Consider the following 24,020-nt stretch of genomic DNA (forward strand, 5'->3'; position numbering starts at 1 on the left):
GGCGCGCAATCGGCGTATAAATTAGAAAACGCTAATATATGTCGAACCCGCTTGATCCCGACCCAATGGGCTCGATAGCACGCAAGGAACCGAAGCCGATGACACTCAAGTGGATGCGCCCGGCCCTCTGGGGTCTGTTGTTGTTGCCATTTTCCGCCCAGGCGGACTTCCCGTTCGACACGGCGACCGCGGAGCGACAGACGCTCGCGCAGGAGCGCATCCTGGATGGCCGAGTCGAGGCCGTTCAGCGTTCCACGATCTCGGCGCAGACCTCCGGCCGGGTGCGCGAGATCTACGTCGACGTAGACGACTTCGTCGAGGCGGACGAGCTGCTGTTGCGCATTAGCGATTCGGAGCAGCAGGCGCGTGTGAGTCAGGCCGAGGGCGATCTGGCCGAGGCCCGTGCCCGCTTTGGCGAAGCACGCTCCGAGTTCAATCGTATCCAGGACGTATTCGATCGCGGCGTGGTATCGCGTTCGGAGTTCGAGCGCGCGGAGGCCGAGCTGGAATCGGCCCGGGCGCGTTTGCGCTCGGCCGAGGCCCGCGTCGAGGAGGCTCGCGAGCAGCTCGGTTACACCGAGGTGTTCGCGCCGTTTTCCGGAATCGTTACCGAGCGCCACGTGGAGTTCGGGGAGTCGGTCAGCCCCGGCTCGCCGCTGCTCTCGGGGATTAGCCTGGACCGTCTGCGCGTAGAGGTGGATATCCCGCAGCGGCTGATCCACGCGGTACGCGAGCGCCGCGAGGCCGAGGTGCTGCTGAATGACGACCGTCGCCTGGCGGCCGAGAGCCTGACCATCTTCCCCTATGCCGATCCGGCGAGCTCCACCTTCCGTATCCGCGTGAATCTGCCGGAGCAGGAGGACCTGGGGCTGTTCCCCGGCATGTTCGTGAAGACGGCGTTCTTCCTGGATGACGTCGAGCGCCTGACGGTCCCGCGCGAGGCCGTCGTCTATCGCAGTGAGGTCACCGCTGTGTACGTGATCGACGACGAGGACCGGGTACGTTTCCGTCAGGTCCGTGTCGGGCGCACGCATGACGGATACATTGAGATCCTCGGTGGCCTGAGCGAGGGCGAGCGCGTGGCGCTGGACCCGGTGCATGCGGCGATCTACCTGAAGGAACATCAGCAGGTGGGCGCCGATGAGTGATGCCAGCACGGACGCGGCATCCGGCCGCATGGGGATCTCCGGGCGTATCGCCAAGGCTTTTCTGACCACCCAGATCACGCCGCTGCTGGCCCTGGTGGGGCTTCTGCTGGGGCTGTTCGCGATCCTCGTGACCCCACGCGAGGAAGAGCCGCAGATCAACGTGACCATGGCGGATGTGTTCATCCCGTTCCCCGGGGCGAGCGCCGAGGAGGTCGCGCAACTGGTGGCGACACCGGCCGAGCAGGTGCTCTCGGAGATCGAGGGCATCGACGACATCTATTCCACCTCGCGCCCGAACATGGCGCAGGTCACCATCCAGTTCGAGGTCGGCGAGGACCGCACCGCGGCGCTCGTGCGCCTGTACAACCAGGTGTTCTCCAACCAGGACTGGTTGCCCGAGGGCCTGGGGGTCGGCGAGCCGATCATCAAGCCGATGGGCATCGACGACGTGCCGATCGTCAACGTGACGCTGTGGACCGAGGACGGGGATCGCGGCGGTCATGACCTGCTGCGCGTGGCACATGCGCTGGAATCGGAACTCAAGCGCGTCCCCGGGACCCGTGATATCTATACCGTCGGTGGTCCGGATCATGTAGTGCACGTACGCTTCAAGCCGGAGACGCTGGCGGCCTACAACCTGTCGGTGGACGACCTGCGCGACAGCCTGCAGGCCTCGAATTTCTCGCGCGATGCCGGCCGGCTCTACCAGGACGACCAGGAGATCCTGATCCAGGCCGGCGATTTCATCACCGAACCAGAGGCCTTCGCTGGCCTGGTGGTCGGGATGCACGACGACCGCCCGGTCTACCTGTCCGATGTCGCCGAGGTGATACAGGGCCCGGCATATGCGACCGAGCATGTGCGCTTTGCCCATGGCGCGGCGGCCGGGGATCACGCGCGTGTCGGCGAGAGCCACCCGGCGGTCACCGTGGCGATCGCCAAGCAGCCGGGCACCAACGCCCCGGACATCGCCGATGCCCTGATCGAGCGGCTCGAGCAGCTGCGCGGGACGTACATCCCCGACGGCATCGAGACCACGATCACCCGCAACTATGGCGCGACCGCCGACGACAAGGCGAACACCCTGATCCAGAAGCTGATCCTCGCGACGGCCTCGGTGGTGATCCTGGTCTGGATCGCGCTCGGCTGGCGCGAGGCCTTCATCGTTGGCGTGGCGGTGGTGATCACGCTGGCGATCACGCTGTTCGCCTCCTGGGCCTACGGCTTCACGCTCAACCGCGTGTCGCTGTTCGCGCTGATCTTCTCCATCGGGATCCTCGTGGACGACGCGATAGTGGTGGTGGAGAACATCCACCGGCACATGGTCCAGGGCGGCAAGAAGTTCCTCGAGGCGATCCCCCATGCGGTCGACGAGGTGGGCGGGCCGACGATCCTCGCCACCTTCACCGTGATCGCGGCGCTGTTGCCGATGGCCTTCGTCACCGGTCTGATGGGGCCGTACATGAGCCCGATCCCGATCAACGCCTCGATGGGGATGATCATCTCGCTGGCCGTGGCTTATGTGGTCACGCCGTGGCTAACCTACAAGGTCTTGCGGCGCCAGGCCGAGCAGTATGAACACGCGGCCCCGGCCGCCGGCGGCCACGCCGCGCAGGGCGAGAGCGCCTCCGCCGGGCTAATGAAGATCTTCAACACCCTGCTGCTGCCGTTCCTGGGGACCGGTGGGCGCAAGAAGGCCAATCGTCTCGCGCTGTGGGTCGGCACGCTGGTGCTGATCCTGGGCTCCGTCTCGCTGGCGTACTTCCAGCTGGTGGTGATGAAGATGCTGCCCTTCGACGACAAGTCGGAGTTCCAAGTGGTGCTGGACATGCCGGAAGGGACCAGCCTGGAGCGCACCTCCATGGTGCTGTCCGAGATGGCCGACTACCTCAAGACCGTGCCCGAGGTCGACAACGTGCAGACCTATGCGGGTACGGCCGCACCGATCAACTTCAACGGCCTGGTGCGGCAGTACTACCTGCGCGAGGGTTCACATGTCGGGGACATCCAGGTGAACCTGACCCATGAGTCCGAGCGCTCGCGCAAGAGCCACGACATTGCTCTCGGCGTGCGCGAGGCAATCAACGCGATCGCCGACCGCCACGACGCGGCGGTGAAGGTGGTCGAGGTGCCGCCGGGGCCACCGGTGATGTCGCCGATCGTGGCCGAGATCTACGGCCCGGACTATGCGGGCCAGATCGAGGTCGCCAAAAAGGTGCGCGAGTTATTCGAGAACACCGAGGGCATCACCGACATCGACGACTCGGTGGAATACCCGGGGCCGAAGAAGATCCTGCAGGTGGACCGCGAGCGGGCTGCACGCCTGGGCGTGTCGCAGCAGGCGGTGGTCAAGGCGATCGAGACCGCGCTGTCCGGCGAGGACGTGACCTACCTCTACGGTTCCAACGTGAAGTACGCGGTCCCCGTGCGGCTCGAGTTCGAGCAGGCCGAGAAGGGCAGCCTGGACCCGGTGCTGGGGCTCAAGGTGCGCTCGCGCGACGGCGCCCTGGTGCCACTGTCCGAGGTCGTCAACGTGGTGGACTCGACCCTCGAGCACTCGATCCACCACAAGAACCTGCTGCCGGTGGTCTACGTGATGGGCGACCTGGCCGGCGGGCTGGACAGCCCGTTGTACGGCATGTTCGACATGTTCTTCGGCCTGCGCGACACGCCGATGGCCTACGACGAGCCGCTGGAACAGCTGTTCATCAACCAGCCGGACAACCCGTACAACTTCTCGCTGAAGTGGGATGGCGAGTGGCAGGTGACCTACGAGACCTTCCGCGACATGGGTATCGCCTACTCGGTGGGTCTGATCCTGATCTACCTGCTGGTGGTCGCGCAGTTCCGTTCGTACATGGTGCCGCTGATCATCATGGCGCCGATCCCGCTGACGGTGATCGGGGTGATGCCGGGCCATGCGTTCATGGATGCCTTCTTCATGGACGCCAAGTTCACCGCGACCTCGATGATCGGGATGATTGCGCTGGCCGGGATCATTGTACGCAACTCGATCCTGCTGGTGGACTTCATCAACGACGAGATCCGCCGTGGCGTGGAGGTGATCGAGGCGGTGGTGCACGCGGGTGCGGTGCGCGCCAAGCCGATCATCCTGACCGGGCTGGCGGCGATGGTCGGCGCCGGGTTTATCCTCGACGACCCGATCTTCTCGGGCCTGGCGATCTCGCTGATCTTCGGCGTGTTCGTCTCGACCCTGCTGACGCTGGTGATCATCCCGGTGCTGTACTACCTGTACGTGCGCAACCGGGTCGATCTGATCCGCGCCCAGACGGCGTAGGCCGGCCCCTTCATTGCGAGGAGCGTAGCGACGAAGAATTGCCACGGTGGACTCCGGGCCCCAGCGCGCTGCCAGCGTCAACCGATTGCCGCGACGCCTTCGGCTCCTCGCAATGACGCCGGCCGGGACGGGCGCTGTGTCTCGGCGCGTTGCTGCACGGCAATGCCCGAGCTCGGGTCCGGCGTTTTCGCGGCGGGCGCGCGAGCCGCTACAATCCCGGCTTTGACCGAACTGGAGTGACCCGATGGATGTCGAGATGGGAGAAGAGGGCCTGAACGTCCTCGGGATCAGCCGCGAGCAATGCGCAACGCTGGTCGAGGTGCTGAAGGCCAGCGAGGACCAGCGCTTCATGGACGATCCGGAGCTGCGCAAGCTGTTCAAGCTGCTGGCCGTGCTGCAGAGCGACCTGTGGGACGACATGACCGCCGGGCAGTTCGACTTCGCCCCCTACAAGAAGCAGTAATCGCCTGCCGCGCAGGCCCGGAGCCCCCCGATGCCCGAAAACGGATCCCGCCGTCCCTCGAACTTCGTAATCGGCAATATCTTCCTCGGCGCGGCCGCGTTGATGCTGTTCTTCTTCGTCACCCTGTGGGAGATCCTGGGCGTGGTGGCCCTGGTCCTGTGGATGGCACTGGCGGCCATCGGGGTCTACTTCATCGTGAAGGACAAGGACATCAATCCCGGTGGCCCGCCCAATTAGGGAAACACTGATTTCAGTGTTTCCCCGGGAAGGTGACCGCCATGCCCGTCCGTTTCGGTACGGGATGTGATTCGGCCGGTGGCTGTGCCCGGCGTTTGACCCCCGTCAACCGGGCATGCGACCCGATCACTGAGGACAGCCGCCATGAACCTGCGTGAGCAGCACCCGACCGGCGCGCGCCTGCAGGCCGAGTTTCTGCAATCCCTCCCGGAACACGTCACCCGTCTGCGCGAACTTGCCCGGAACCTGGAGGAAGCCGCTTCGCCGGCCCAGGCACGCGACCTACTGGGGCAGCGGATCAGCGAGCTCCGGCACTCGGCCGAGGTGTTCGGGATTCCGGTGGTCGGGGCAGCGGTGGCAACCCTGGCCGACTCGCTCGATGCCTCCACCGGAGACTCGGATCTGGTCGATCGTGACCAATGGGACAACGCCCTGGACCGGCTCGCGGCGATTGCCGCCCAGCATGCGCGTGGCGACGCCCTCGCCATCGCCAGCCGGGTGCAGCCGTTGTCCGGCGCGCGTGCGGACGGGCGGGTGCTGGTCGTCGTGGATGATGACGCCCTGGCGCGCGATATCGTGCTGATGCTCCAGGACCACGGGTTCCGGACGGACCAGATCCCGGTCCGTGATTCGCAGGCCCCGCAGCCCCCCGACGACGACCCCTACACCGCGGTCGTCCTCTGCGCCGGTGTGGTGATGCCCGGCACCGTGATTACGAATGATTTTGCTGGGTGCCTGGCGCCGGGGCACGCGCGCCTTCCGGTGCTGGCGGTAGCGCGGGAATGGAATCCCGGTGCACGGCTGGATGCCGTGCGCCAGGGGGTGGCCCGCTGCCTGGATTATCCACTCGACGGGGATACCCTGATCGAGCAGTTGGTCCAGATCGGGGGTGTGATAACCGAGAGCGACTACCGGGTCCTGTTAATCGCCGGTGCCGAACAAGAAGGCGTGGAGCGCACGCTGCTCGATGCAGGCTATCGTGTGGAGCGGGCGGAAGAGCCGGACCGCCTGGTGGAGGTCATGGACGAGCTCGACCCCGAGGTGGCCATCCTTGATGTCGAATCCCTGGACTGCTCGGCGCTCGAGGTGGCCGCGGTTCTGCGGACCCGGCAGAGCGGGGGCTCGATTCCACTGGTGATCCTGACCGCGGATGCCTCGCGTACCAATGCCCTGATGACGCTTCATCCGGGCGTGTGCGGTGTACTCCTGAAGCCGCTGGAGGCCAGCCGGGTCCTCGCGGTGGTGACCAATCGGGCGCGCCAGTTGCGCGAGATGGACAGTGTCAGCCGTTCCTACCGCGAAACCCTCTACGAGCGCGAACGGGAGCATCTCGCCGTCAACGAGCATGCCCTCGTCAGCATTGCCGATGCCCGGGGCGACATCATTTATGCCAACAGGCGGTTCGCCGAGGTCAGCGGATACATGGTCGAAGAGCTGCTCGGGCAAAATCATCGAGTGGTGAAGTCCGGGCAGCATCCGCCGCACTTCTACACCCGCATGTGGGAGACCATCACGGCGGGCCAGGTCTGGCAGGACGAGATCTGCAACCGGGCACGTGACGGTTCGCTGTACTGGGTCGACACCACGATCGTGCCGTACCTGGATGCCGAAGGCGTGCCCTATCAGTTCGTGTCCATCCGCACGGAGATCACCACGGTCAAGCGCCAGGAACAGCGCCAACGCTCGAGCCAGATCTTCGCCAATATGGGCACTTGGGAATGGACGCCCGACCAGGAGCGCCTCGAATGGTCCGAGCGGATTCCACCGCTGCTGGGTTACCGCGACGGTGCGGTCGAACCGACGGTTACCAACTTCATGCACGCCGTGCATCCGGAGGATCGCGATCGGATGCGCAACGCCATCTCGAGCAGCCTGCGTCGGGGCGCGCACTTCGAACTGGAGCACCGGGTGCTGTGGCCCGACGGCTCCGAACACTGGCTGCTGCAACGGGGCGACGCCGTTCGGGACGCCGATGGCAGCGTGCTGTACATGCTGGGCGTGATGCAGGACATCACCAAACGCAAGCACTCCGAGCTGGCGCTGTCGGAGCTGTCGACACGGTTGCTGGAGGCACAGCGACTGGCCCGGCTCGGTCACTGGGAATACGAAGTGCGCAGCGACCGACTGACCTGGTCGAAGGTGATTTACGAGATGTTCGAGATGATCGCCGGGAACGGCCATCTCGCCCGGGATGACTATCAACGCCTAGTGCATCCGGACGACCGCGAGCGGGTGCAGGCATTCGAGGCCGGTCTGGCCGACTCCGGACACGGCGAGATCACCCATCGCGTGCAGCTCCCGGACGGCATGGTCCGCTACGTTCATCAGATCGCTACGGCTACGTTCGACGACGGCGGTGAGGTGGTCCGCCTCTCGGGCACGCTCCAGGATCTGACCGAATTGCACGAGGCTCAGGATCGGCTGACCCTGTTCGGGCGAATCATCGAATCAGCCGAACAGGGCGTTGCGGTGGTGGACCGGGAAGGTTGTTTCGTGTACGTCAATCCGGCAGCGCTGGATCTGGTCGGTTATCGCCTGGATGAGATGGTCGGCCGCAGCTTCCGCGCAATGGGCATTATCCCCGAGGAGGCGCGCGAGGAGGCTCAGGAGATCGATCGGGTGCTGGCGGAGGGCGGGGTATGGACTGGGCTGTTGCCTCACCGCTGCGCCAACGGGGCCGTATTCGTCACCGCAAGCACCATCAGTGTTGTGCGCGACGAGCACGGTGATCCGCAGTATGGCTTCAATATCTTCAGTGATTACACCGATGAGTTGCGGCGGCGCGAAGAGCTCCGTCAGGCGCGTGATGCCTCAGAGCGTGCGAACCGGGCGAAGTCGGAATTCCTGTCCAGCATGAGTCACGAGCTGCGCACGCCAATGAATGCCGTGCTCGGCTTCGCCCAGTTGCTGGAGCGCGACCCCGGACTGGGCGAGCGCCAGCATTCGCATGCGACCGAGATCCGCCGCGCCGGCTCGCACCTGCTGGACCTGATCAACGAGGTCCTGGATCTGGCCCGGATCGAGGCCGGGCGGCTGAAGATCGACCTGCAGCCGGTCTTCGTCGCGCCGGTGGTCACCGACTGCCTGTCCCTGACCCGTGCCCTGGTCGATGAACATGCGGTGCACTGCGAGGCCGAAGTGGCTGATGATGTGCAGGTGCAGGCGGACCCCCTGCGCCTGAAGCAGGTCCTGCTGAACCTGGTGGGCAACGCGATCAAGTACAACCGCCGCGGCGGCGAAGTCCGTGTCGGTGTCACGCCGCAGCGGGATGTCGTCGAGATCGCGGTAAGCGATAGCGGACCCGGGATCGCGCTGGAGGATCAGGCGCGGCTGTTCGAACCCTTTGAGCGGCTGCATGCCGATGGCGGTCGCGTCGAGGGTGCGGGCGTCGGACTCGCGGTCTCGAACAGCCTGGTCAAAATGATGGGGGGCGAGCTTGCGGTGGAATCGGAGCCGGGTGTCGGCAGCCGCTTCTGGTTCCGGCTGCCGCGTGCCGGGGCGGAGCCCCACGTGATGGATGACTCAACCGTCGAGTCCGGCGTGGACAAGGACCCGCATGTCCTGTTGATCGAGGCCGACCCCGAACACCTCGCGAGGCTCCAGACCATGTTCGAGGGGCAGGTGGGGCTGCAGCCGTTGTGCGCGACCTCGGCGGTGGAGGGTCTGGACCTGGCGCTGCGCCATGTGCCGGCCCTGGTGGTGCTGGCACTGGACCTGCCGGTGATGGATGGCTTCCAGGTCCTGCGCGCGCTGCAGGCGGACCCCGCCCTGGCGCCAATCCCTGTAGTTGCGGTCGGGGGGGGCGAGGATTCAGAGAGGACTGAACGCGCCCGCCATGCACCCTTCCGGCGCGTGCTGACCCGGCCGGTGTCGGCGGACGATCTGGCCGCGTTGCTGGACGATCTCGCGATCTGTCAGAGGTAGAGGAAGCCGACGATCGCGACCGCCGCGATCACGGCCACCGCATCGGCGCTCAGCGCCGCGGCCAGGGTGTGGCGTACGCGCTTGACGCCGATCGCGCCGAAGTACACGGCGAGCACGTAGAAGGTCGTCTCGGTCGAGCCCTGCAGGGTGGAGACCAGGATGCCGACATGGGTGTCCGGGCCGGTGGCCGGGTCCTGCATGATGCCGGCCATGATGCCGTAGGCGCCGGAGCCGGACAGCGGACGCAGCAGGGCCATCGGCAGGGCCTCGGCCGGCAGGCCGAACGGGGTCGTCAGTGGCCCGACCAGCCCGACGAACATGCCCAGCGCACCACTCTCGCGCAGCATCCCCACCGCGACCAGGATCGCCACCAGATAGGGGATGATGCGCAGGGCCACGTTGAAGCCCTCCTTGGCCCCCTCGACGAAGACCTCGTAGACCGGCACCCCGCGGATCACCCCGTAGGACAGGAACCCCACCACCAGCCCGGGGATGATCCAGGGGGCGATTGCCTGGCCGTACACGATCGTCAGCGGGATGATCGCCAGCACCCCCAGCAGGACCAGGATCGAGACCCAGGCCGGGTAGCCCTCGGTGGGGACCTCGATGTTCATCGGCTGCTGATCGGGCTGGGCGCTGTCCTGCTCGCGATTCTCGGCCTTCGCCGGTTCGGTGCTGTCCTGGCTCGCTTCCCGGATCGTGTCTTCCAGTTCGTCGGAGCCGGCGGAGGCATCCGCGTCGATCGAGCGGGTGGGGGCCGGGCTGCGGAAATAGCGCTGCAGGATCAGGGCACTGGTGATGCCGGCGATGGTCGCGAACAGCGTGGCGAACAGCGTGGTCGGCAGGATCGCCGCCGGGGCCTCGGAGCCGAGCGAGGCACGCAGCGCGATCACCCCGGTGGGCAGCAGCGTAATGCTGGAGGTGTTGATTGCCAGGAACAGCGCCATCGCATTGGTCGCGGTGCCCGGGTGCGGATTCAGCTTCTCCAGCTCCTGCATCGCGCGGATGCCGAACGGGGTCGCGGCGTTGCCCAGCCCCAGGATGTTGGCGGAGAAGTTCAGGATCATCGCGCCCATCGCCGGGTGCTCCGGCGGGACCGACGGAAACAGGCGGGTCATCAGCGGGCGCAGCAGGCGGGCGAGCACGGTCAGCAGGCCGCCGGCCTCGGCGATCTTCATCAGCCCGAGGAACAGCGCCATTACCCCGACCAGCCCCAGCGCCAGTTCGACCGCCGAGCCGGCGGCATCGATCGCGCCCTCGGACAGGGCCTGCATCGGCTGTTCGTCGGGGTCGGTGGACTGGAACTCGCGGATCGCGGCCGTAGCCACGGCGATCACGATCAGCGCGAGAAAGATCAGATTCATGCGGCGCCCGCCCCTGGCCGCGCGCGCATCAGCGGTTCTCCCCGCGCGATACCCCGCGCAGCACGGCGTCCATCGCGCGCGCCGGCAGCAGCCACTTCAGGAAGGCGAACAACTTGGTCGGGAAGGTGATGCGGTAGCGCACCCGCGGGCGGCGGGCCTCCAGGGCATGCATCACGCAGCGGGTGACGGCCTCCGGGCCGAGGGTGAACGGGGCATCGGACTCGGCATTGGCCATGCGCGCCTCGGCCGCGCGGTAGGTCTCGGCCCAGGGGCTGTGCTCGCGGTGGATGTGGCGGCGGAAGGCCTTCAGGGCGTTGGCGCGGAAGGCACTGCGGATCGGGCCGGGCTCGACCAGGCTCACATGGATGCCCGTGCCGTGCAGCTCCTGGCGCAGGGTGTCGCTCATGCCCTCGATCGCGAACTTGGACGTCACATAGGCCCCGCGCAGGCGCAGGGCGGCAAAGCCCAGCACCGAGGAGTTCTGGATGATTCGTCCCTCCCCGGCACGGCGCATCGCGGGCAGTACCGCATTGGTCAGCTCCAGCCAGCCGAGTACGTTGGTCTCGAGCTGGGCGCGCAGGGTGGCGCGCGAGAGGTCCTCCACCGCGCCGGGCTGGCCATAGGCGCCGTTGTTGAACAGGCCGTAGAGATGCCCGTCGGTGCGGTGCAGGATCTCGGTGACCGCGCTGTGGATGCTGGCGGAGTCGTCCAGATCCAGCTGCAGGGCCTCGAAGCCCTCCTTCTTCAGGCGCGCAACATCCTCGCCGCGACGGGCGGTAGGGAACACGCGGTAGCCGCGCTCGCGCAGCGCACGTGCGGCGTGCAGCCCGATCCCGCTGGAGCAGCCGGTAATCAGGACGGCACGGGGCCAGGACTCGCTCACCGGTCGCGGCTCAGTAGGTCAGGGTGGCCACATCGTCCTCGACCACCTCGCCGATAAAGGCGCCTCCGCCGCGCATGCCGTCCAGTTCGGGGATCGCGTTGTCCAGGGTCAGGCCGTTCTCGTCCATCGCCCCGGCGCAGGCGTAGAAGCGGCAGCCGGCCTCGTGGGCATCCTGCATGAAGCTGTAGACCGATTTCTCCTTCGCCTCGCCGGGGTAGATCTTGTCCGCCACGCCCTGGCGCAACAGGCGCGTGGTGCCGGCGGCGAAGTACATCTCGACTTCCAGATCCATCGCGGCGGCGACGGTCGCCTGGAAGAACGGGGCCCCCAGCGTGCCGGGGCGGTCCAGGTCCAGGTTCAGCAGCATGATCACGATCTTTTCGGCCATGACGGGTCCTTGCGGGCAGTACGTTCGGGTATGGGGCGAATGATCGGCGCTGCGGCCTCGCGGCGCAAACACGGATTGCCACCGGGGAAAGCCTTTTATTCCCGGGAAACGCCCGCATAATACGCCTCGAACCGTTTTGTTGCGGCCGTTGTCGCGGACGCGAAGCCTGAGGAATACACGCATGCCCATTTACGAGTATCAGTGCAAGGACTGTGGCGAGATTTCCGAGATCCTGCAGAAGATCTCCGATCCGCCGGCCACCACCTGTCCCGAATGTGGCGCCGAGGCCCTGACCAAGCAGGTCTCCGCTGCCGGCTTTCGCCTGGCGGGGGGCGGCTGGTACGAGACTGACTTCAAGAAAGACGGCAAGCGCAATCTGAAGGATGGCGGTGGTGCTGGCAGCGGTTCCGGCAAGGGCGATTCCACGGCGACCTCGAAAGCGGCAGCGACCGGAACCTGATCGATGCTGGTCTCCCTGCGCCGCTACCTGATTGCAGGGCTGCTGGTCTGGCTGCCGCTGATCGTCACCGGCTTCGTTATCAAGCTGCTGGTCGATCTGCTGGACTTCACCATTCTCCTCCTGCCGCCGGCCTGGCGGCCGGAGGCCTTGCTTGGCTTTTCGATCCCCGGTGCCGGGATCGTGGTCGCGATCGTGGTTGTGTTCGTCACCGGCGTGATCGTGGCCAATATTGTCGGGCGCAAGCTGGTCTCGGTGGGCGAATCCATCGTGCACCGCATCCCGCTGGTCAGCTCGATCTACGGGGCGGTGAAGAAGGTCACCGAGACGGTGCTGACCGATGGTGGCCAGGCCTTTCGCAAGGTCGTGATGATCGAGTACCCGCGTCGCGGGCTGTGGTCGGTCGGTTTCATGACCGGCGTTGGTTACGGCGAGGTGCAGGAGCGTACCGAGCGCGAGGTGATTACCGTGTTCGTCCCCACCACCCCCAACCCGACCTCCGGCTTTGTGCTGCTGGTTCCGCGCGACGAGGCGGTCGAGCTCGACATGACGGTGGAGGACGGGCTCAAGTTCGTGATGTCCATGGGCGTGGTCACGCCGCTGTCGAGCCCGTCCGAGGCCCCGGCTCCGGTTGCGCGAGAGCAGGGCAAATCGTAAGATTTCCGGCCTTTTCGCGGGCGCAGGCGCGACGTTTGCCCCGTTTTCCCGACTAACCGTGCAGGCCCTTTCGGGCGTGCCCTTCGGCTGGAACAGCGTAATGCGAACTCATCTGTGTGGACGTGTCACCGAGAACGAACTCGACTCGGAGGTGACCCTTTGCGGCTGGGTGAATCGCCGGCGTGACCACGGGGGCGTGATCTTCGTTGACCTGCGCGACCACACGGGGCGGGTGCAGGTGGTGTTCGACCCCGACCGCGAGGACGTCTTCGCCCGCGCCGAGCAGCTGCGTAGCGAGTTCGTGATCCGCATGACCGGCCGCGTGCGCCGCCGCCCCGAGGGCACCGAGAACCCCGACCTGTCCACCGGCGCGGTGGAGATCCTGGGTCTGGAGCTCGAGGTCCTGAACGCCGCGAAGACCCCGCCGTTCCCGCTGGACGACGAGGACGTCGGCGAGGACACCCGCCTGCGCTATCGCTACGTGGACCTGCGCCGCCCGGTTATGCAGGAGCGCCTGCGCCTGCGTGCGAAGGTCTCCGCGGCCATGCGCCGCTTCCTCGAGGAGCGCGACTTCCTCGACCTCGAAACCCCGATGCTGACCAAGGCCACGCCGGAGGGCGCACGCGACTACCTGGTGCCCAGCCGTACGCATCCGGGCAGCTTCTTTGCCCTGCCGCAGTCGCCGCAGCTGTTCAAGCAGCTGCTGATGATGTCCGGCATGGACCGCTACTACCAGATCACCCGCTGCTTCCGCGACGAGGACCTGCGCGCCGATCGCCAGCCGGAGTTCACCCAGCTGGATATGGAGATGGCCTTTGTCGACGAGGCCGACGTGATGGACGTGACCGAGGGCCTGATCCGCCACCTGTTCCGCGAGGTACAGGGTGTCGAGTTGCCCGATCCGTTCCCGCGCATGGCCTACGCCGAGGCGATGGCCCGCTTCGGGTCGGACAAGCCCGATCTGCGCATCCCGCTGGAGTTCACCGAGCTGACCGAGGTGATGCAGGCGGTGGAGTTCAAGGTGTTCAACGGCCCGGCGAACGACCCCGAGGGCCGCGTGGCCGCGCTGCGCGTGCCGGGCGGGGCGAAACTGACGCGCAAGGAGATTGACGTCTACACCGAGTACGTCGGTCGCTACGGCGCGAAGGGCCTGGCCTACATCAAGGTCAACGACCCGGCGGACCTCGAGGGCGGGCTGCAGTCGCCGATCCTGAAATTCCTGCCGGAGGATGTGACCCGGCAGATCCTGGAGAAGACCGCGGCCGCCGCCGGCGACCTGATCTTCTTCGGTGCGGACAAGGCCTCGGTGGTCAACGAGGCGATCGGCGCGCTGCGTGTGAAGCTCGGCCACGACCTCGAGCTGGTCGAGGCGGGCTGGCAGCCGCTGTGGGTGGTCGACTTCCCGATGTTCGAGTACGACGACGAGGACAAGCGCCTGTACGCCCTGCATCACCCGTTCACCGCCCCGGCGGTGGACAGCCCGGACGCGCTGCGCAATAACCCGCGCGAGGCCCTGTCCCGTGCCTACGACATGGTGCTCAACGGCACCGAGGTGGGCGGTGGCTCCATCCGTATCCACAACCCCGAGATGCAGCAGGCCGCGTTTGAGGCCCTGGGCATCGGCGAGGACGAGGCGCGCGAGAAGTTCGGCTTCCTGCTGGATGCGCTGGAGTTCGGTGCCCCGCCGCACGGTGGCCTGGCCTTTGGCCTGGACCGCTTGGTGATGCTGATGAGCGGCGCCCACTCCATTCGCGACGTAATGGCCTTCCCCAAGACCCAGACGGCCGCCTGCCTGCTGACCGATGCCCCGGCGCCGGTCGGCGAGAAGCAGCTGCGCGAGCTGGGCATCCGTCTGCGCGCCAGCGCCACACAACAGGCCGGGTAGGCAACGGGCCGGTCGTTTACCATGGCCGGCATGCGCGCCAGCGTGGTTACGGTCCATGGCTGGCATATGCCGGGCCTGGAGCTGGCGCTGCTGGAACGCCGGCTGCGTGCGGCCGGGCTGGAGGTCCATCGCTTCCACTATGCCTCGCGCCGCCAGACCCCGGAACAGGCGGCGCGCGCCCTGGCCGCCTTCATTGAGGCAGTGCCCGGCGACCTGGTGCACCTTGTGGCCCATAGCCTCGGCGGCATCATCGTCCGCCATCTGTTTACCGTTGCCCCGGTCCAGCGCCCCGGTCGGATCGTGATGCTGGGTTCGCCGCTGGCGGGCAGCCGGGTGGCCGCGCGTCTGGCACGCAACCGGCTCGGCCGCTGGTGGTTGGGGGCCGCGCTGGACCGCGGTCTGCTGGGGGGCAGCCCCGTCTTGCGCGGACGCGAAATCGGGATGATCGCCGGCAGCCGCCCACTGGGTCCGGCACCGCTGTTCGCGCAGATGCCGCCCCCGCATGATGGCTTCGTGGCCGTCGACGAGACGCGCGGCCCGGATGTCACGCGCCATCTCACGCTGCCGGTCTCGCATACGGGGATGCTGTTCAATGCCACGGTGGCCCGCGAGACCCTGCACTTTCTTGATCGCGGCGACTTCCTTCCCTGAGCGGCCCCTTTCAGCGTTTCCCTCAGGCGGCGCCTCGCCGGGTCTCCAGCAGTTCTTCGATCTGGCGCCGCCATTGCGGTTCCACCCCCTTGCTGTGCCACTGGCCGATATCGGGGACGGGCGGTCGCGCGCCGGTCAGCCATGCGCCGAGACGCGTGGCCAGTGCTTGGGTATCACCGGCGGGGTAACGGCAGGTGGCCGGGTATTGCTCGGGGTATACCAGGCCATCGGGCACCAGTGGCAGTACGCCCGCGCGGGTGGCCTCCAGCAGCGAAAGACCCTGGAACTCGTGGCGGGCAGTGCTGACCACGATCCCCGCCCGGCACAGCCAGTATTCGTATTCGTCGCGCGAGCACTTGGCGTCCACGATGATGCGGTCAGCCAGATGCGTGCGGAGTCGTGTGAGGGCGTCCGGAATCCTGGCGGGCCGAGGGCCTAGCAGGGCCAGTCGGAAATCGATTCCCTCACGGGCCAGTTGCAGCAAGGCTTCCGCGAAGTCGTCCGGGGCCTTGTCGTACTCCCAGCGGTGATTCCACAAAATCAGGTTCGGGTCGCGCTCTGCGTAGTCGGTGGTGGTGATGGCCTGGATCGGAACGGGCAGGATCTCGCTGCGCTCGTCGAGCGTCGTGCGCAGACCCGGGGGTACCTTGTCTGGCATACGTGCAAGCAGGCGGTCGACGCCGTCGAGAAAGGTATCGCGGTTGTAGTGCGAGTTGAACGCGATGCGGTCGGCCGCCAGGGCGCCGTAGAGCTGGACCATCTGCGGATCCACCGAGGGGTTCTGGCCGGGGCTGGTCGGGTAGGCGAACTGGTTTTCGTGGAAGTAGTACAGCGCAGGTGATTGCGCGAGTGCCGGGTGCAGGCCGCGCAGTGTGGCGAGATCGACCATGGAGGTCGCAACGATGGCGTCGGGTTGGGCGTCGCCGAGGCTGCGGAGCCAGGAGAGCGGGTTGCCCCGTATGCGCCAGCGGAAGTGGCGCCCCGGTAATTCCCGGCGATCCCAGTCGAACTCGGGGAATTGCCGGGTCAGCCAGTCGGCCCAGGCGGCGTGGCTGTCCGCACGGTAGGCGGACAGTAGCAGGATGCGGGGTGCCGCGGGCTGCACACCTACGGGGCCCGGTCCGGCGGGAAGTCCGGCGAGGGGCGATTCAGATGGTAGCCCTGGACCATGTCGACCCCCAGGTCGGCCAGCATCGCAAGGGTGTCGCCGTCTTCGACGCACTCGGCCACGGTCCATTTTTCCAGTCCGCGAGCGACGTCGACCATCGCGCGGATGAATGCCTGGTTGTCGCGGTTGTTCGGCAGATCCCGCACGAACATGCCGTCGATTTTGAGCACCTGTACGCCCAGGTACTTGAGGTAGGCAAAGGTGGAGAAGCCGGAGCCAAAATCGTCCAGGCAGACGAGGCAGCCGGCCTGCTGCAACGCTTCGATGAAGCGCTGGGCGTCCTGCATCTCGGAGACGGCTGCCGTTTCGGTCAGTTCGATGATCAGCCGCCGGGGATTGACACCCTGCTGGCTCAGCTCGTTGGTGATGTATTGCGGCAGCCCGGGTTCGTCGAAGCTGCGACCGGAGATGTTGATCGCGATCCCCGGGAGTTCAGGGTGGCCGGCCAGGTGCGCGATGCTCTCGCGGATCACCCAGCGGTCGATATCGAGGATCTGCCCGGTCTTCTCGGCCACAGGGATGAACTGCCCCGGCATCACGACCTCGTCGGACGCCAGCGGGTCGCGCATGCGGACCAGGGCCTCCATGTGATTGAGCGCCCCGCTGTCCAGGTGGTAGATCCCCTGGAAATGCAGCTCGAACTGCCCGCCCTCCAGCGCGTTGCCAATGCGCTGGCTCCAGCTCATCCGCTCGAGCATGCGCTCGGCCGTATTACGGCTGGCGTCGAATACGGCCCAGGTATTCTTGCCCGAGTCCTTGGCCTGGTACATCGCGGCATCGGCATGCGCCACCAGGTCTTCGACGTTGTCTCCGTGCTCGGGGTAGCGGGCGATCCCGATGCTCGCGGTCAGGCGGTAGTTTTGGCCGCGGAAGCGGAACGGAATCGCGGAGATCGCGCGGGCCACGCGTTCGGCCAGCCCTTCAGGTTCCCGTTCGGATGCCTGGTCGACGAGGATCGCGAACTCGTCGCCGCCAAGGCGGGCAAAGATCTCCTCCTCGCGTACGAGGCTTGCGATCTCGCCCGCCGCGCGCACCAGGACCGTGTCCCCGGCGCGGTGGCCGAAGGTGTCGTTGATGGTCTTGAACTCGTCGAGGTCGAAGTAGATCAGTGCGAGCTGGGTCTCGCGACGGCGGGCGTTGTGGATCGCATGCTCCAGCTGGCGCTGGAAGCGGTGGCGGTTGTACAGGCCCGTGAGCGGGTCGTGCTCGGCCAGATAGACCAGTTGCTGAGCGGTCTGACGCTCGTGGGTGACATCCTCGTACAGCCACAGCCGGCCAATGGAGCGCTCGTCGGCATCGTGTACCGGATAGGACAGCTGCGTGAGAATCCGGCCATCGTAGAGATCCACCTCGAAGCGTTCGCTGATCTCGTGGGTGTCGAGGACGTGCAGCACGTGGCGCGAGGCGTGATCAGGCCGGGCAAAGCGATGGGTGGAATGTTCCAGCATTGCACGCGAGGGCTGGCCGACCAGGTCGATTTCGTCGGCGATCGCCCACATGCGGCGAAATGCCGGGTTCACGTACTCGATGTACCCCTCGCGATCCTCGAACAGGATGCCGATGCTCATGGCCGACAGCAGCGAGGCCATGCGTCCCTGCTCGCGCCGCGTAAGTTCCAGCAGCCGGGCCTGCTCGTCGCGCGAGGTCTCCAGGCTTTCCAGTGCCTCCAGAAGTGCTTCTTCATTGCGCCTGCGCTGGCTGATGTCGTGCACGATGGCGACATAGCGCGGGCGTTCACCCCGGGGGGCGACCAGCTGCAGGGAGATGTGTACGGGGATCAGATGGCCGGCGATGTGCTGGTGCGTGGTCTCGAACAGCAACTGGTCGCGCTCCCCTCGCCGCAGGGGTTCCAGCATGCTGCGGAAACGGGTCTCGGGGAACTCCGGTTTGATGTCGTAAGGGTGCAGTTGCAAGAGCTCGTCGCGAGTACGCCCGGTCTGGTCCATTGCGCCCTGGTTGACATAGATGAACTGCAGGCTGTCCACGTCGAACAGGAAGACGCCATCCAGCGTCAGGTCCAGCGTGCTGCGAAAGGCCTCGAGCTCCTCGCTGCGGCGTTCGAGTTCGTGGGAGGTGGTGACCAGCTCGTGGGCGTCGATCACATGACCCTGAAGATAGATGAGCCGCCCGTGTGCGTCGTACACGCCGGTCCCGCGTTCGAAGACCCAGCGCAAAGATCCGTCCCGGTTTACCGCTCGATACTGGATCTGATAACTGCCGTCTCGCTTGAGCCCTTCCTGCACGCCCTCCCAGGTATAGTCGGTATCGTCCGGGTGGACCCAGGCGGCGAAGGTGATGTCGCCACGATAGAAGTCGCGGGCCTCGTAGCCGGTCAGCTCATGCACCCCACCGTCGACGAAGATCACGTCCCACTGCGGGTTGTTGCGGCAGCGGTAGACAAAGCCATTGACCGTGTCCAGCACCCGTAGCAGGTCGTCGCTGTGCTGCGCGCCGAGACTGCGTGCGAGGCTGATCAGCGCCAGGGTGAAGAGCATCGCGGCACCGGTGCGCAGTGACTGGATCGGGACCCCGGTTGCGGCCAGGAAATCGCCCTGCGTGGGCAGCCATGGGGGGAGGCCGAAATCAACCTGTGCCGGGAAAGGCAGAAACGCGGCATAGGCCAGGAACGCGAAGGCTGCGATCCCCAGCGCCGGGATATGCCGCTGCATCTCCGGCTGCGCCTCCGGGGGGCGAACGTGCAGCAGGAACGCGAGCCCTGTGAGGAGCGCGCCGGGGAATCCGATCAGGTAGCGGGCGCCATTGGCGAGGCCCGTTGCCGGCTCAACGACGACCAGGAGCATTGTGCTCAGGCCGATAGCGAGACCCCCGTATATCCCCCAGGCTGGCAGGTGCAGGCCGGGGCGGATATCGAGCAGCGCGCGCCGACCGAACTCCAGCAGGGGCAGATAGGAGATCGCGAGCCAGGTGGCCATGAACCAGCGATCGGACACTATGCCCAGTTCTTGATGCAGGCCGATCGCGTTGAGGAAACCATAGGTCCCGTGCAGCAGACCGAACGGCACCAGCCACCCGACATGAGCGGCGAAAGGTACAAACCGTTCGCGGCGCGGCAGCATCAGCGCCACGATGCCGAGGGTGAAGAACGCGAGCCCGTTGAGCGCGTACAGCAGCGTCAGTGGCGTGGTGTCCAGGCCCACTGGCTAGAGGGGGGCTCTGATTGGAGAACGATGTTGCTCGGGGCCGGGGCAGGCGCTCGAACGGGAGTGGGGCACGCGGAGCTCCTTAAACGGGCGGTTCATCGTCCGATAACGTCCAGAAGGCCAAAAATTTGAGGCGCTGCGGCGTAAGCGTGACCGGTTTGTGACCCAGTCCGCAAGTCGTACCGTTCAATTGCGGAGGCTATAAACGTGAACACCGCCCGGAGGCGGTGTTCGCAGGTGCCGTCAGGCGGTGTGGTGATCAGCCGCCACGGACATGGGCATCGCACCAGCCGTCGGCGTTGACCAGGACGTCCTGGAAGGCCTGGTGGTGGCAGCCACCCCAGCCGTTGTCCTCTTCGCCCGCCCAGAAGGCGCAGTTGTCGCACACGGCACCGTCTTCGTAGGCGTCGTGGCCGGATGCGTCGGACGCATCGTTCACGTAGTCATGGGCGTGACCGTCTTCGGCCTTCGGCTTGGCATAGGCAACGCCGAAGGTGGTCAGACTTGCGAGCGGGACGGCTGCCACAGCCATGGAGGCGCGGCGGAGAAAGGCTCGGCGGTTCGCGTTCGGTTGATCGGACATGGAGTGACCTCCGTAGATCATATGAATTTTTTAGCGCTTAATTTGACCCGAGGCATGGTTGAAGCATGCCGGACGGATCGCTGGATTAGAGCGAGGGAATATCCAGATGTTCCCGTGGTGGGCAACTTCTGCCTGATTCAAAGACACGCTCCGCACCCTTCGATGCATCGGGCGGCGAAAAAATTCCGTTCCCTGGTGGCCCGCCCCGGTTTCTATGGGCTCGGGGATCAACTAATATCAGCAGGTGCTGAAGTTCCTGCTGGCGGTGGCGGCACGACGCGCCAGCGGAGCTTCAGGTCCCCGTCAATGACTCACTGGAGGTGTCCCATGCTCAAGCTACGTACGTCCCTTGCTATGTTGGCCGCTGGTTCTCTTGCGCTGGCCGGAACGACGGTCCAGGCGCAGGAACGCGTGGGCATGGAACCCAGTATCGCCGTCATGCTCGGCTCGGTCTCGCCGGACGCGTCGGGGGCCTCGACGGACTGGGGCTATGGCATCGAGCTGGGTGCAAATTGCCAGCTGCTCCAGCCGCGCACCGGTGTCCTGCGCCACCAGCTGAGCGTTTCCCGATACTCCGAGAGCCCGCTGCGCATGACCAGCACCGAGCTGAATACCCACTGGATGTTCGAGACCGCACCGAACCTTGAGCTGGGTTTCGGTCCCGGCCTGGGCTATGTGCGTGCGGAATTGGGTGATGACACCAACGGCCTGTGGGCGGCTCAGTTCGGCGGCAGCCTGAAGTACACCATGGACAACAATATGTTTCTTGGCGTCGAGGCCCGCTATCAGTTCACGGAGAGTGATCGCTTCCGTAGCGGCCGCGGTCGCGAGGACGTCGACAATCTGCGGGTGATGGCCAAGCTGGGCGTGCATTTCTAGCCGCCCACCGGCTGAACGGCGGGGCTGAATCAGGCCCCGCGACCTGCCCGCCGAGGCTTGCCGGTCGCGGGGTCTTGTTCGAGGATGGGGGTTCATCTCTCGGCACCGATACCGAATGGACGAATCGCAAAACGCGCAGTCCCCCAGGGACGAGACCATCGCCTGGCATGCTCTTGATCCCGATGCCGCCCTGAGCGAGCGCGACAGTCGCCGCGAGGGGCTGTCCACTGACGCGGCCCGGGAACGCCTGGACCAGTACGGCAGGAACCAGCTGCGCCCGCCGGAGCAGGCGGGCCTGATCCGGCGTTTCTTTCGCCACTTCCACAACATCCTGATTTACATCCTGCTGGCCGCGGCGGCCGGTACGGCCCTGCTCGGTCACTGGGTCGACACCGGCGTGATCCTGGCCGTGGTCCTGATCAACACGCTGATCGGCTTTGTCCAGGAGGGCAAGGCGGAAAAGGCGCTGGATGCGATCCGCAAGATGCTCTCGCCGCACGCGCTGGCCCTGCGCGATGGGCACCGGCGCGAGATTCCGGCCGAGGAGCTGGTCCCGGGCGATATCGTCTATCTGCAGGCGGGCGACCGTGTGCCGGCGGACCTGCGCCTGCTCGAGGTCAAGAACCTGCGGGTCGAGGAGGCGGTGCTGACCGGGGAGTCGGTCGCGGTGGAAAAATCCCCCGAAGCCGTGGACCGCGAGGCGGACCTGGGGGACCGCACCGGCATGGCCTTTTCCGGCACGCTGGTCGCCTTCGGGCGCGGGCACGGCGTGGTGGTGGCCACCGGCGAGCACACCGAGATCGGTCGCATATCTTCGATGCTGGGCGAGGTCGAAAGCCTGCAGACGCCGCTGGTACGCCAGATGGAGCAGTTCGGCCGCTGGCTGGCCGGCGTCGTCGTGGTTATCTCCGCTGCGACGTTCGCCTTCGGCTACTGGGTGCGCAGTTACCCGCTGGACGAGATGTTCCTGGCAGCGGCCAGTCTGGCGGTCTCTTCCATCCCCGAGGGTCTGCCGGCGATCATGACCATCGCCCTGGCGATCGGCGTGCAGAAGATGGCGCGGCGCAATGCCATCATCCGTCGCCTGCCGGCGGTGGAGACGCTGGGCTCGGTCTCCACGATCTGCTCCGACAAGACCGGCACGCTGACCCGCAACGAGATGACGGTGCAGACCGTGTGCACGGCGGGCGAAGAGTACGGCGTCTCCGGCGTGGGCTATGCCCCGCACGGGCATTTCTCCGTGGGCCAGCAGGAAGTGGAGGCCGACGAGCAGCCGGCGCTGCTGGAGGTGCTGCGCGCGGGCCTTTTGTGCAACGACGCCCAGGTGTTCGAACGCGAGGGCGAGTGGGTGATGGAGGGCGACCCGACCGAGGGGGCGCTGGTGGTGGCCGCGCGCAAGGCGGGGCTCGACCCGCACCTGGAGGCGGAGCGGCTTCCACGTGCCGATGTGATCCCGTTCGAGTCCGATCATCGCTACATGGCGACCCTGCACCATGATCACGACGGGCATGCGCAGATCTTTCTGAAGGGGGCCCCGGAGCGGGTGCTGGAGCTGTGCGACCGGGTGCGTGCGGGTGAGGATACCGATGACCTTGACCGCGAAGCCTGGCACCAGGCGCTGGAAGCCATCGCGGCTCGCGGCCAGCGTCTGCTGGCCATTGCGAGCCGCGAGGTGGGGCCCGATCAGCGCGAACTGAATTTCGATCATGTCGAGCAGGGCGGGTTCGCCCTGCTCGCCCTGGTGGGGATTATCGACCCGCCGCGGGAAGAGGCAATTCAGGCCGTGGCCGAGTGCCGGGAGGCCGGTATTCGCGTGAAGATGATCACCGGGGACCACCTGGCGACCGCGCGGGCCATCGGCGAGCAACTGGGACTGGGGCGCGATGCCGAGGCGCACGCGGGACACGAGCTGGATGATGTAGACGACGAGCGCCTGGCGCAGATGGCCGAGGCCACCGATGTGTTCGCACGCACCTCGCCCGAGCACAAGCTGCGTCTGGTGCGGGCCCTGCAGGGCCGCGGCCGGATCGTCGCCATGACCGGGGATGGGGTGAACGATGCCCCGGCACTCAAGCGCGCGGATGTCGGCGTCGCGATGGGCGGCAAGGGCACGGAGGCCGCCAAGGAGGCCTCGGAGATGGTGCTCGCGGACGACAACTTTGCCTCGATCGCCCACGCGGTCGAGGAGGGGCGCACGGTCTACGACAACATCCGCAAGGCCATCCTGCACATGCTGCCGACCAACGCCGGGCAGTCGCTGACCATCATGATGGCGATCCTGATGGGGCTGGCCCTGCCGCTGACACCGGTGCAGGTACTGTGGGTGAACATGGTGACCTCGGTGACCCTGGCGATGGCGCTGGCCTTCGAACGTGCCGAGCCGGGGGTGATGCAGCGTCCGCCGCGTGACCCCGACACGCCGCTGTTGTCCGGTTTTCTGCTATGGCGTATCCCTTTTGTTGCGGTCCTGCTGTGGCTCGGGACCTTCGGACATTTCGTCTACATGGAGACGGTGGTCGGCGTAAACGAGGAGCTGGCGCGTACCATTGCGATCAATACCCTGGTGGCCGGGCAGGCCTTTTATCTCCTGAATCTGCGCCTGATCCACCAGCCGGTGCTGCCGGGATTCGAGCTGTTTCGCTCGCACAGCATGTGGATCGCGATTGGGGTCCTGATCCTGCTTCAACTGGCCTTCACCTATGCCCCGGTGATGCACACCCTGTTCGGCACGACCACGATCGGCCTGGGCGACTGGCTGCGCATCCTGGCCTTCGGCCTTGCGGTGTTCGTGATCGTGGAGCTGGAGAAGCTGGTGGTGCGCCAGGTGCTGGCCCGCCGTCGAGGAATTGCCCCGACGGCGGTGTAGCCTCCAGG

Annotated in this window: 17 protein-coding genes; 11 read left to right on the forward strand and 6 right to left on the reverse strand. The window is 66.3% G+C overall.

From position 1 onward, the window contains the following. Positions 1–98: 98 nt before the first annotated feature. The 5 genes from F467_RS0104795 to F467_RS0104815 all read left to right on the forward strand — a co-directional run bounded on the left by F467_RS0104795 (position 99) and on the right by F467_RS0104815 (position 9,070). Positions 99–1,148: an efflux RND transporter periplasmic adaptor subunit gene (locus tag F467_RS0104795; protein WP_018138583.1), complete on the forward strand. Its 1,050-nt coding sequence runs from the start codon at positions 99–101 to the stop codon at positions 1,146–1,148. Next, positions 1,141–4,446 carry an efflux RND transporter permease subunit gene (locus F467_RS0104800; protein WP_018138582.1) on the forward strand — a complete coding sequence of 1,102 codons (3,306 nt, stop codon included), beginning with the start codon at positions 1,141–1,143 and terminating at the stop codon, positions 4,444–4,446. The genes F467_RS0104795 and F467_RS0104800 overlap by 8 nt, the downstream gene beginning before the upstream one ends. Positions 4,447–4,690: 244 nt before the next feature. Next, the gene (locus tag F467_RS0104805) at positions 4,691–4,909 is read left to right on the forward strand and encodes a hypothetical protein (RefSeq protein ID WP_012981920.1); all 219 of its coding nucleotides are present in this window, start codon (positions 4,691–4,693) and stop codon (positions 4,907–4,909) included. 30 nt (positions 4,910–4,939) lie between these two features. Then, the gene (locus F467_RS0104810) at positions 4,940–5,146 is read left to right on the forward strand and encodes a hypothetical protein (protein ID WP_018138581.1); all 207 of its coding nucleotides are present in this window, start codon (positions 4,940–4,942) and stop codon (positions 5,144–5,146) included. A 144-nt stretch (positions 5,147–5,290) separates the two neighbouring features. Further along, positions 5,291–9,070 carry a PAS domain-containing protein gene (locus F467_RS0104815; RefSeq protein ID WP_018138580.1) on the forward strand — a complete coding sequence of 1,260 codons (3,780 nt, stop codon included), beginning with the start codon at positions 5,291–5,293 and terminating at the stop codon, positions 9,068–9,070. On the opposite strand, the gene F467_RS0104820 is transcribed toward F467_RS0104815, so the two are convergent. Genes F467_RS0104820 through F467_RS0104830 form a run of 3 tightly spaced genes read right to left on the reverse strand, consistent with a single transcriptional unit; the run spans position 9,061 to position 11,705 of the window. Continuing rightward, complete coding sequence (locus F467_RS0104820; RefSeq protein ID WP_018138579.1) at positions 9,061–10,434, reverse strand: nucleoside recognition domain-containing protein; 1,374 nt, start codon at positions 10,432–10,434, stop codon at positions 9,061–9,063. The two genes, F467_RS0104815 and F467_RS0104820, sit on opposite strands and share 10 nt — an antisense overlap. A 28-nt stretch (positions 10,435–10,462) precedes the next feature. Next, on the reverse strand, positions 10,463–11,317 hold the full coding sequence (locus tag F467_RS0104825; protein ID WP_018138578.1) for an SDR family oxidoreductase: 855 nt from the start codon (positions 11,315–11,317) through the stop codon (positions 10,463–10,465). Positions 11,318–11,327: 10 nt separating this feature from the next. Then, positions 11,328–11,705, reverse strand: a complete 378-nt coding sequence (locus F467_RS0104830) for a DsrE family protein (RefSeq protein ID WP_018138577.1) — start codon at positions 11,703–11,705, stop codon at positions 11,328–11,330. Between the two features lie 181 nt (positions 11,706–11,886). Between F467_RS0104830 and F467_RS0104835 the strand changes: the two genes are divergently transcribed. The 4 genes from F467_RS0104835 (at position 11,887) to F467_RS0104850 (ending at position 15,355) form a co-directional block, all read left to right on the forward strand. Further along, positions 11,887–12,165, forward strand: a complete 279-nt coding sequence (locus F467_RS0104835) for an FmdB family zinc ribbon protein (RefSeq protein WP_018138576.1) — start codon at positions 11,887–11,889, stop codon at positions 12,163–12,165. A 3-nt stretch (positions 12,166–12,168) separates the two neighbouring features. After that, positions 12,169–12,819, forward strand: coding sequence for a DUF502 domain-containing protein (locus F467_RS0104840; protein WP_018138575.1), 651 nt, complete (start codon positions 12,169–12,171; stop codon positions 12,817–12,819). Positions 12,820–12,919: 100 nt separating this feature from the next. Then, a complete protein-coding gene (aspS, locus tag F467_RS0104845; protein ID WP_018138574.1) occupies positions 12,920–14,704 on the forward strand; it encodes an aspartate--tRNA ligase in 1,785 nt (594 codons plus the stop codon). Between the two features lie 21 nt (positions 14,705–14,725). Then, positions 14,726–15,355: a triacylglycerol lipase gene (locus F467_RS0104850; protein WP_018138573.1), complete on the forward strand. Its 630-nt coding sequence runs from the start codon at positions 14,726–14,728 to the stop codon at positions 15,353–15,355. 22 nt (positions 15,356–15,377) lie between these two features. Here the strand turns inward: F467_RS0104850 and F467_RS0104855 are convergent, their stop codons facing one another. The 3 genes from F467_RS0104855 to F467_RS0104865 form a co-directional block, all read right to left on the reverse strand. After that, positions 15,378–16,460 (reverse strand): DUF3524 domain-containing protein, encoded by a 1,083-nt coding sequence (locus F467_RS0104855; RefSeq protein WP_018138572.1) that lies wholly within the window; start codon positions 16,458–16,460, stop codon positions 15,378–15,380. Positions 16,461–16,462: 2 nt separating this feature from the next. Further along, positions 16,463–19,681, reverse strand: a complete 3,219-nt coding sequence (locus tag F467_RS0104860; RefSeq protein WP_018138571.1) for an EAL domain-containing protein — start codon at positions 19,679–19,681, stop codon at positions 16,463–16,465. 262 nt (positions 19,682–19,943) lie between these two features. Then, positions 19,944–20,267, reverse strand: coding sequence for a high-potential iron-sulfur protein (locus F467_RS0104865; protein WP_018138570.1), 324 nt, complete (start codon positions 20,265–20,267; stop codon positions 19,944–19,946). A gap of 327 nt (positions 20,268–20,594) precedes the next feature. Here F467_RS0104865 and F467_RS0104870 point away from each other — a divergent pair, with 327 nt between their 5' ends. After that, on the forward strand, positions 20,595–21,146 hold the full coding sequence (locus tag F467_RS0104870) for an outer membrane beta-barrel protein (protein ID WP_038038639.1): 552 nt from the start codon (positions 20,595–20,597) through the stop codon (positions 21,144–21,146). A gap of 115 nt (positions 21,147–21,261) precedes the next feature. Next, positions 21,262–24,012: a cation-transporting P-type ATPase gene (locus F467_RS0104875; protein ID WP_018138568.1), complete on the forward strand. Its 2,751-nt coding sequence runs from the start codon at positions 21,262–21,264 to the stop codon at positions 24,010–24,012. Positions 24,013–24,020: the final 8 nt, after the last annotated feature.

It is taken from the genome of Thioalkalivibrio sp. ALJ12, from assembly GCF_000378305.1.
Lineage (GTDB): Bacteria > Pseudomonadota > Gammaproteobacteria > Ectothiorhodospirales > Ectothiorhodospiraceae > Thioalkalivibrio.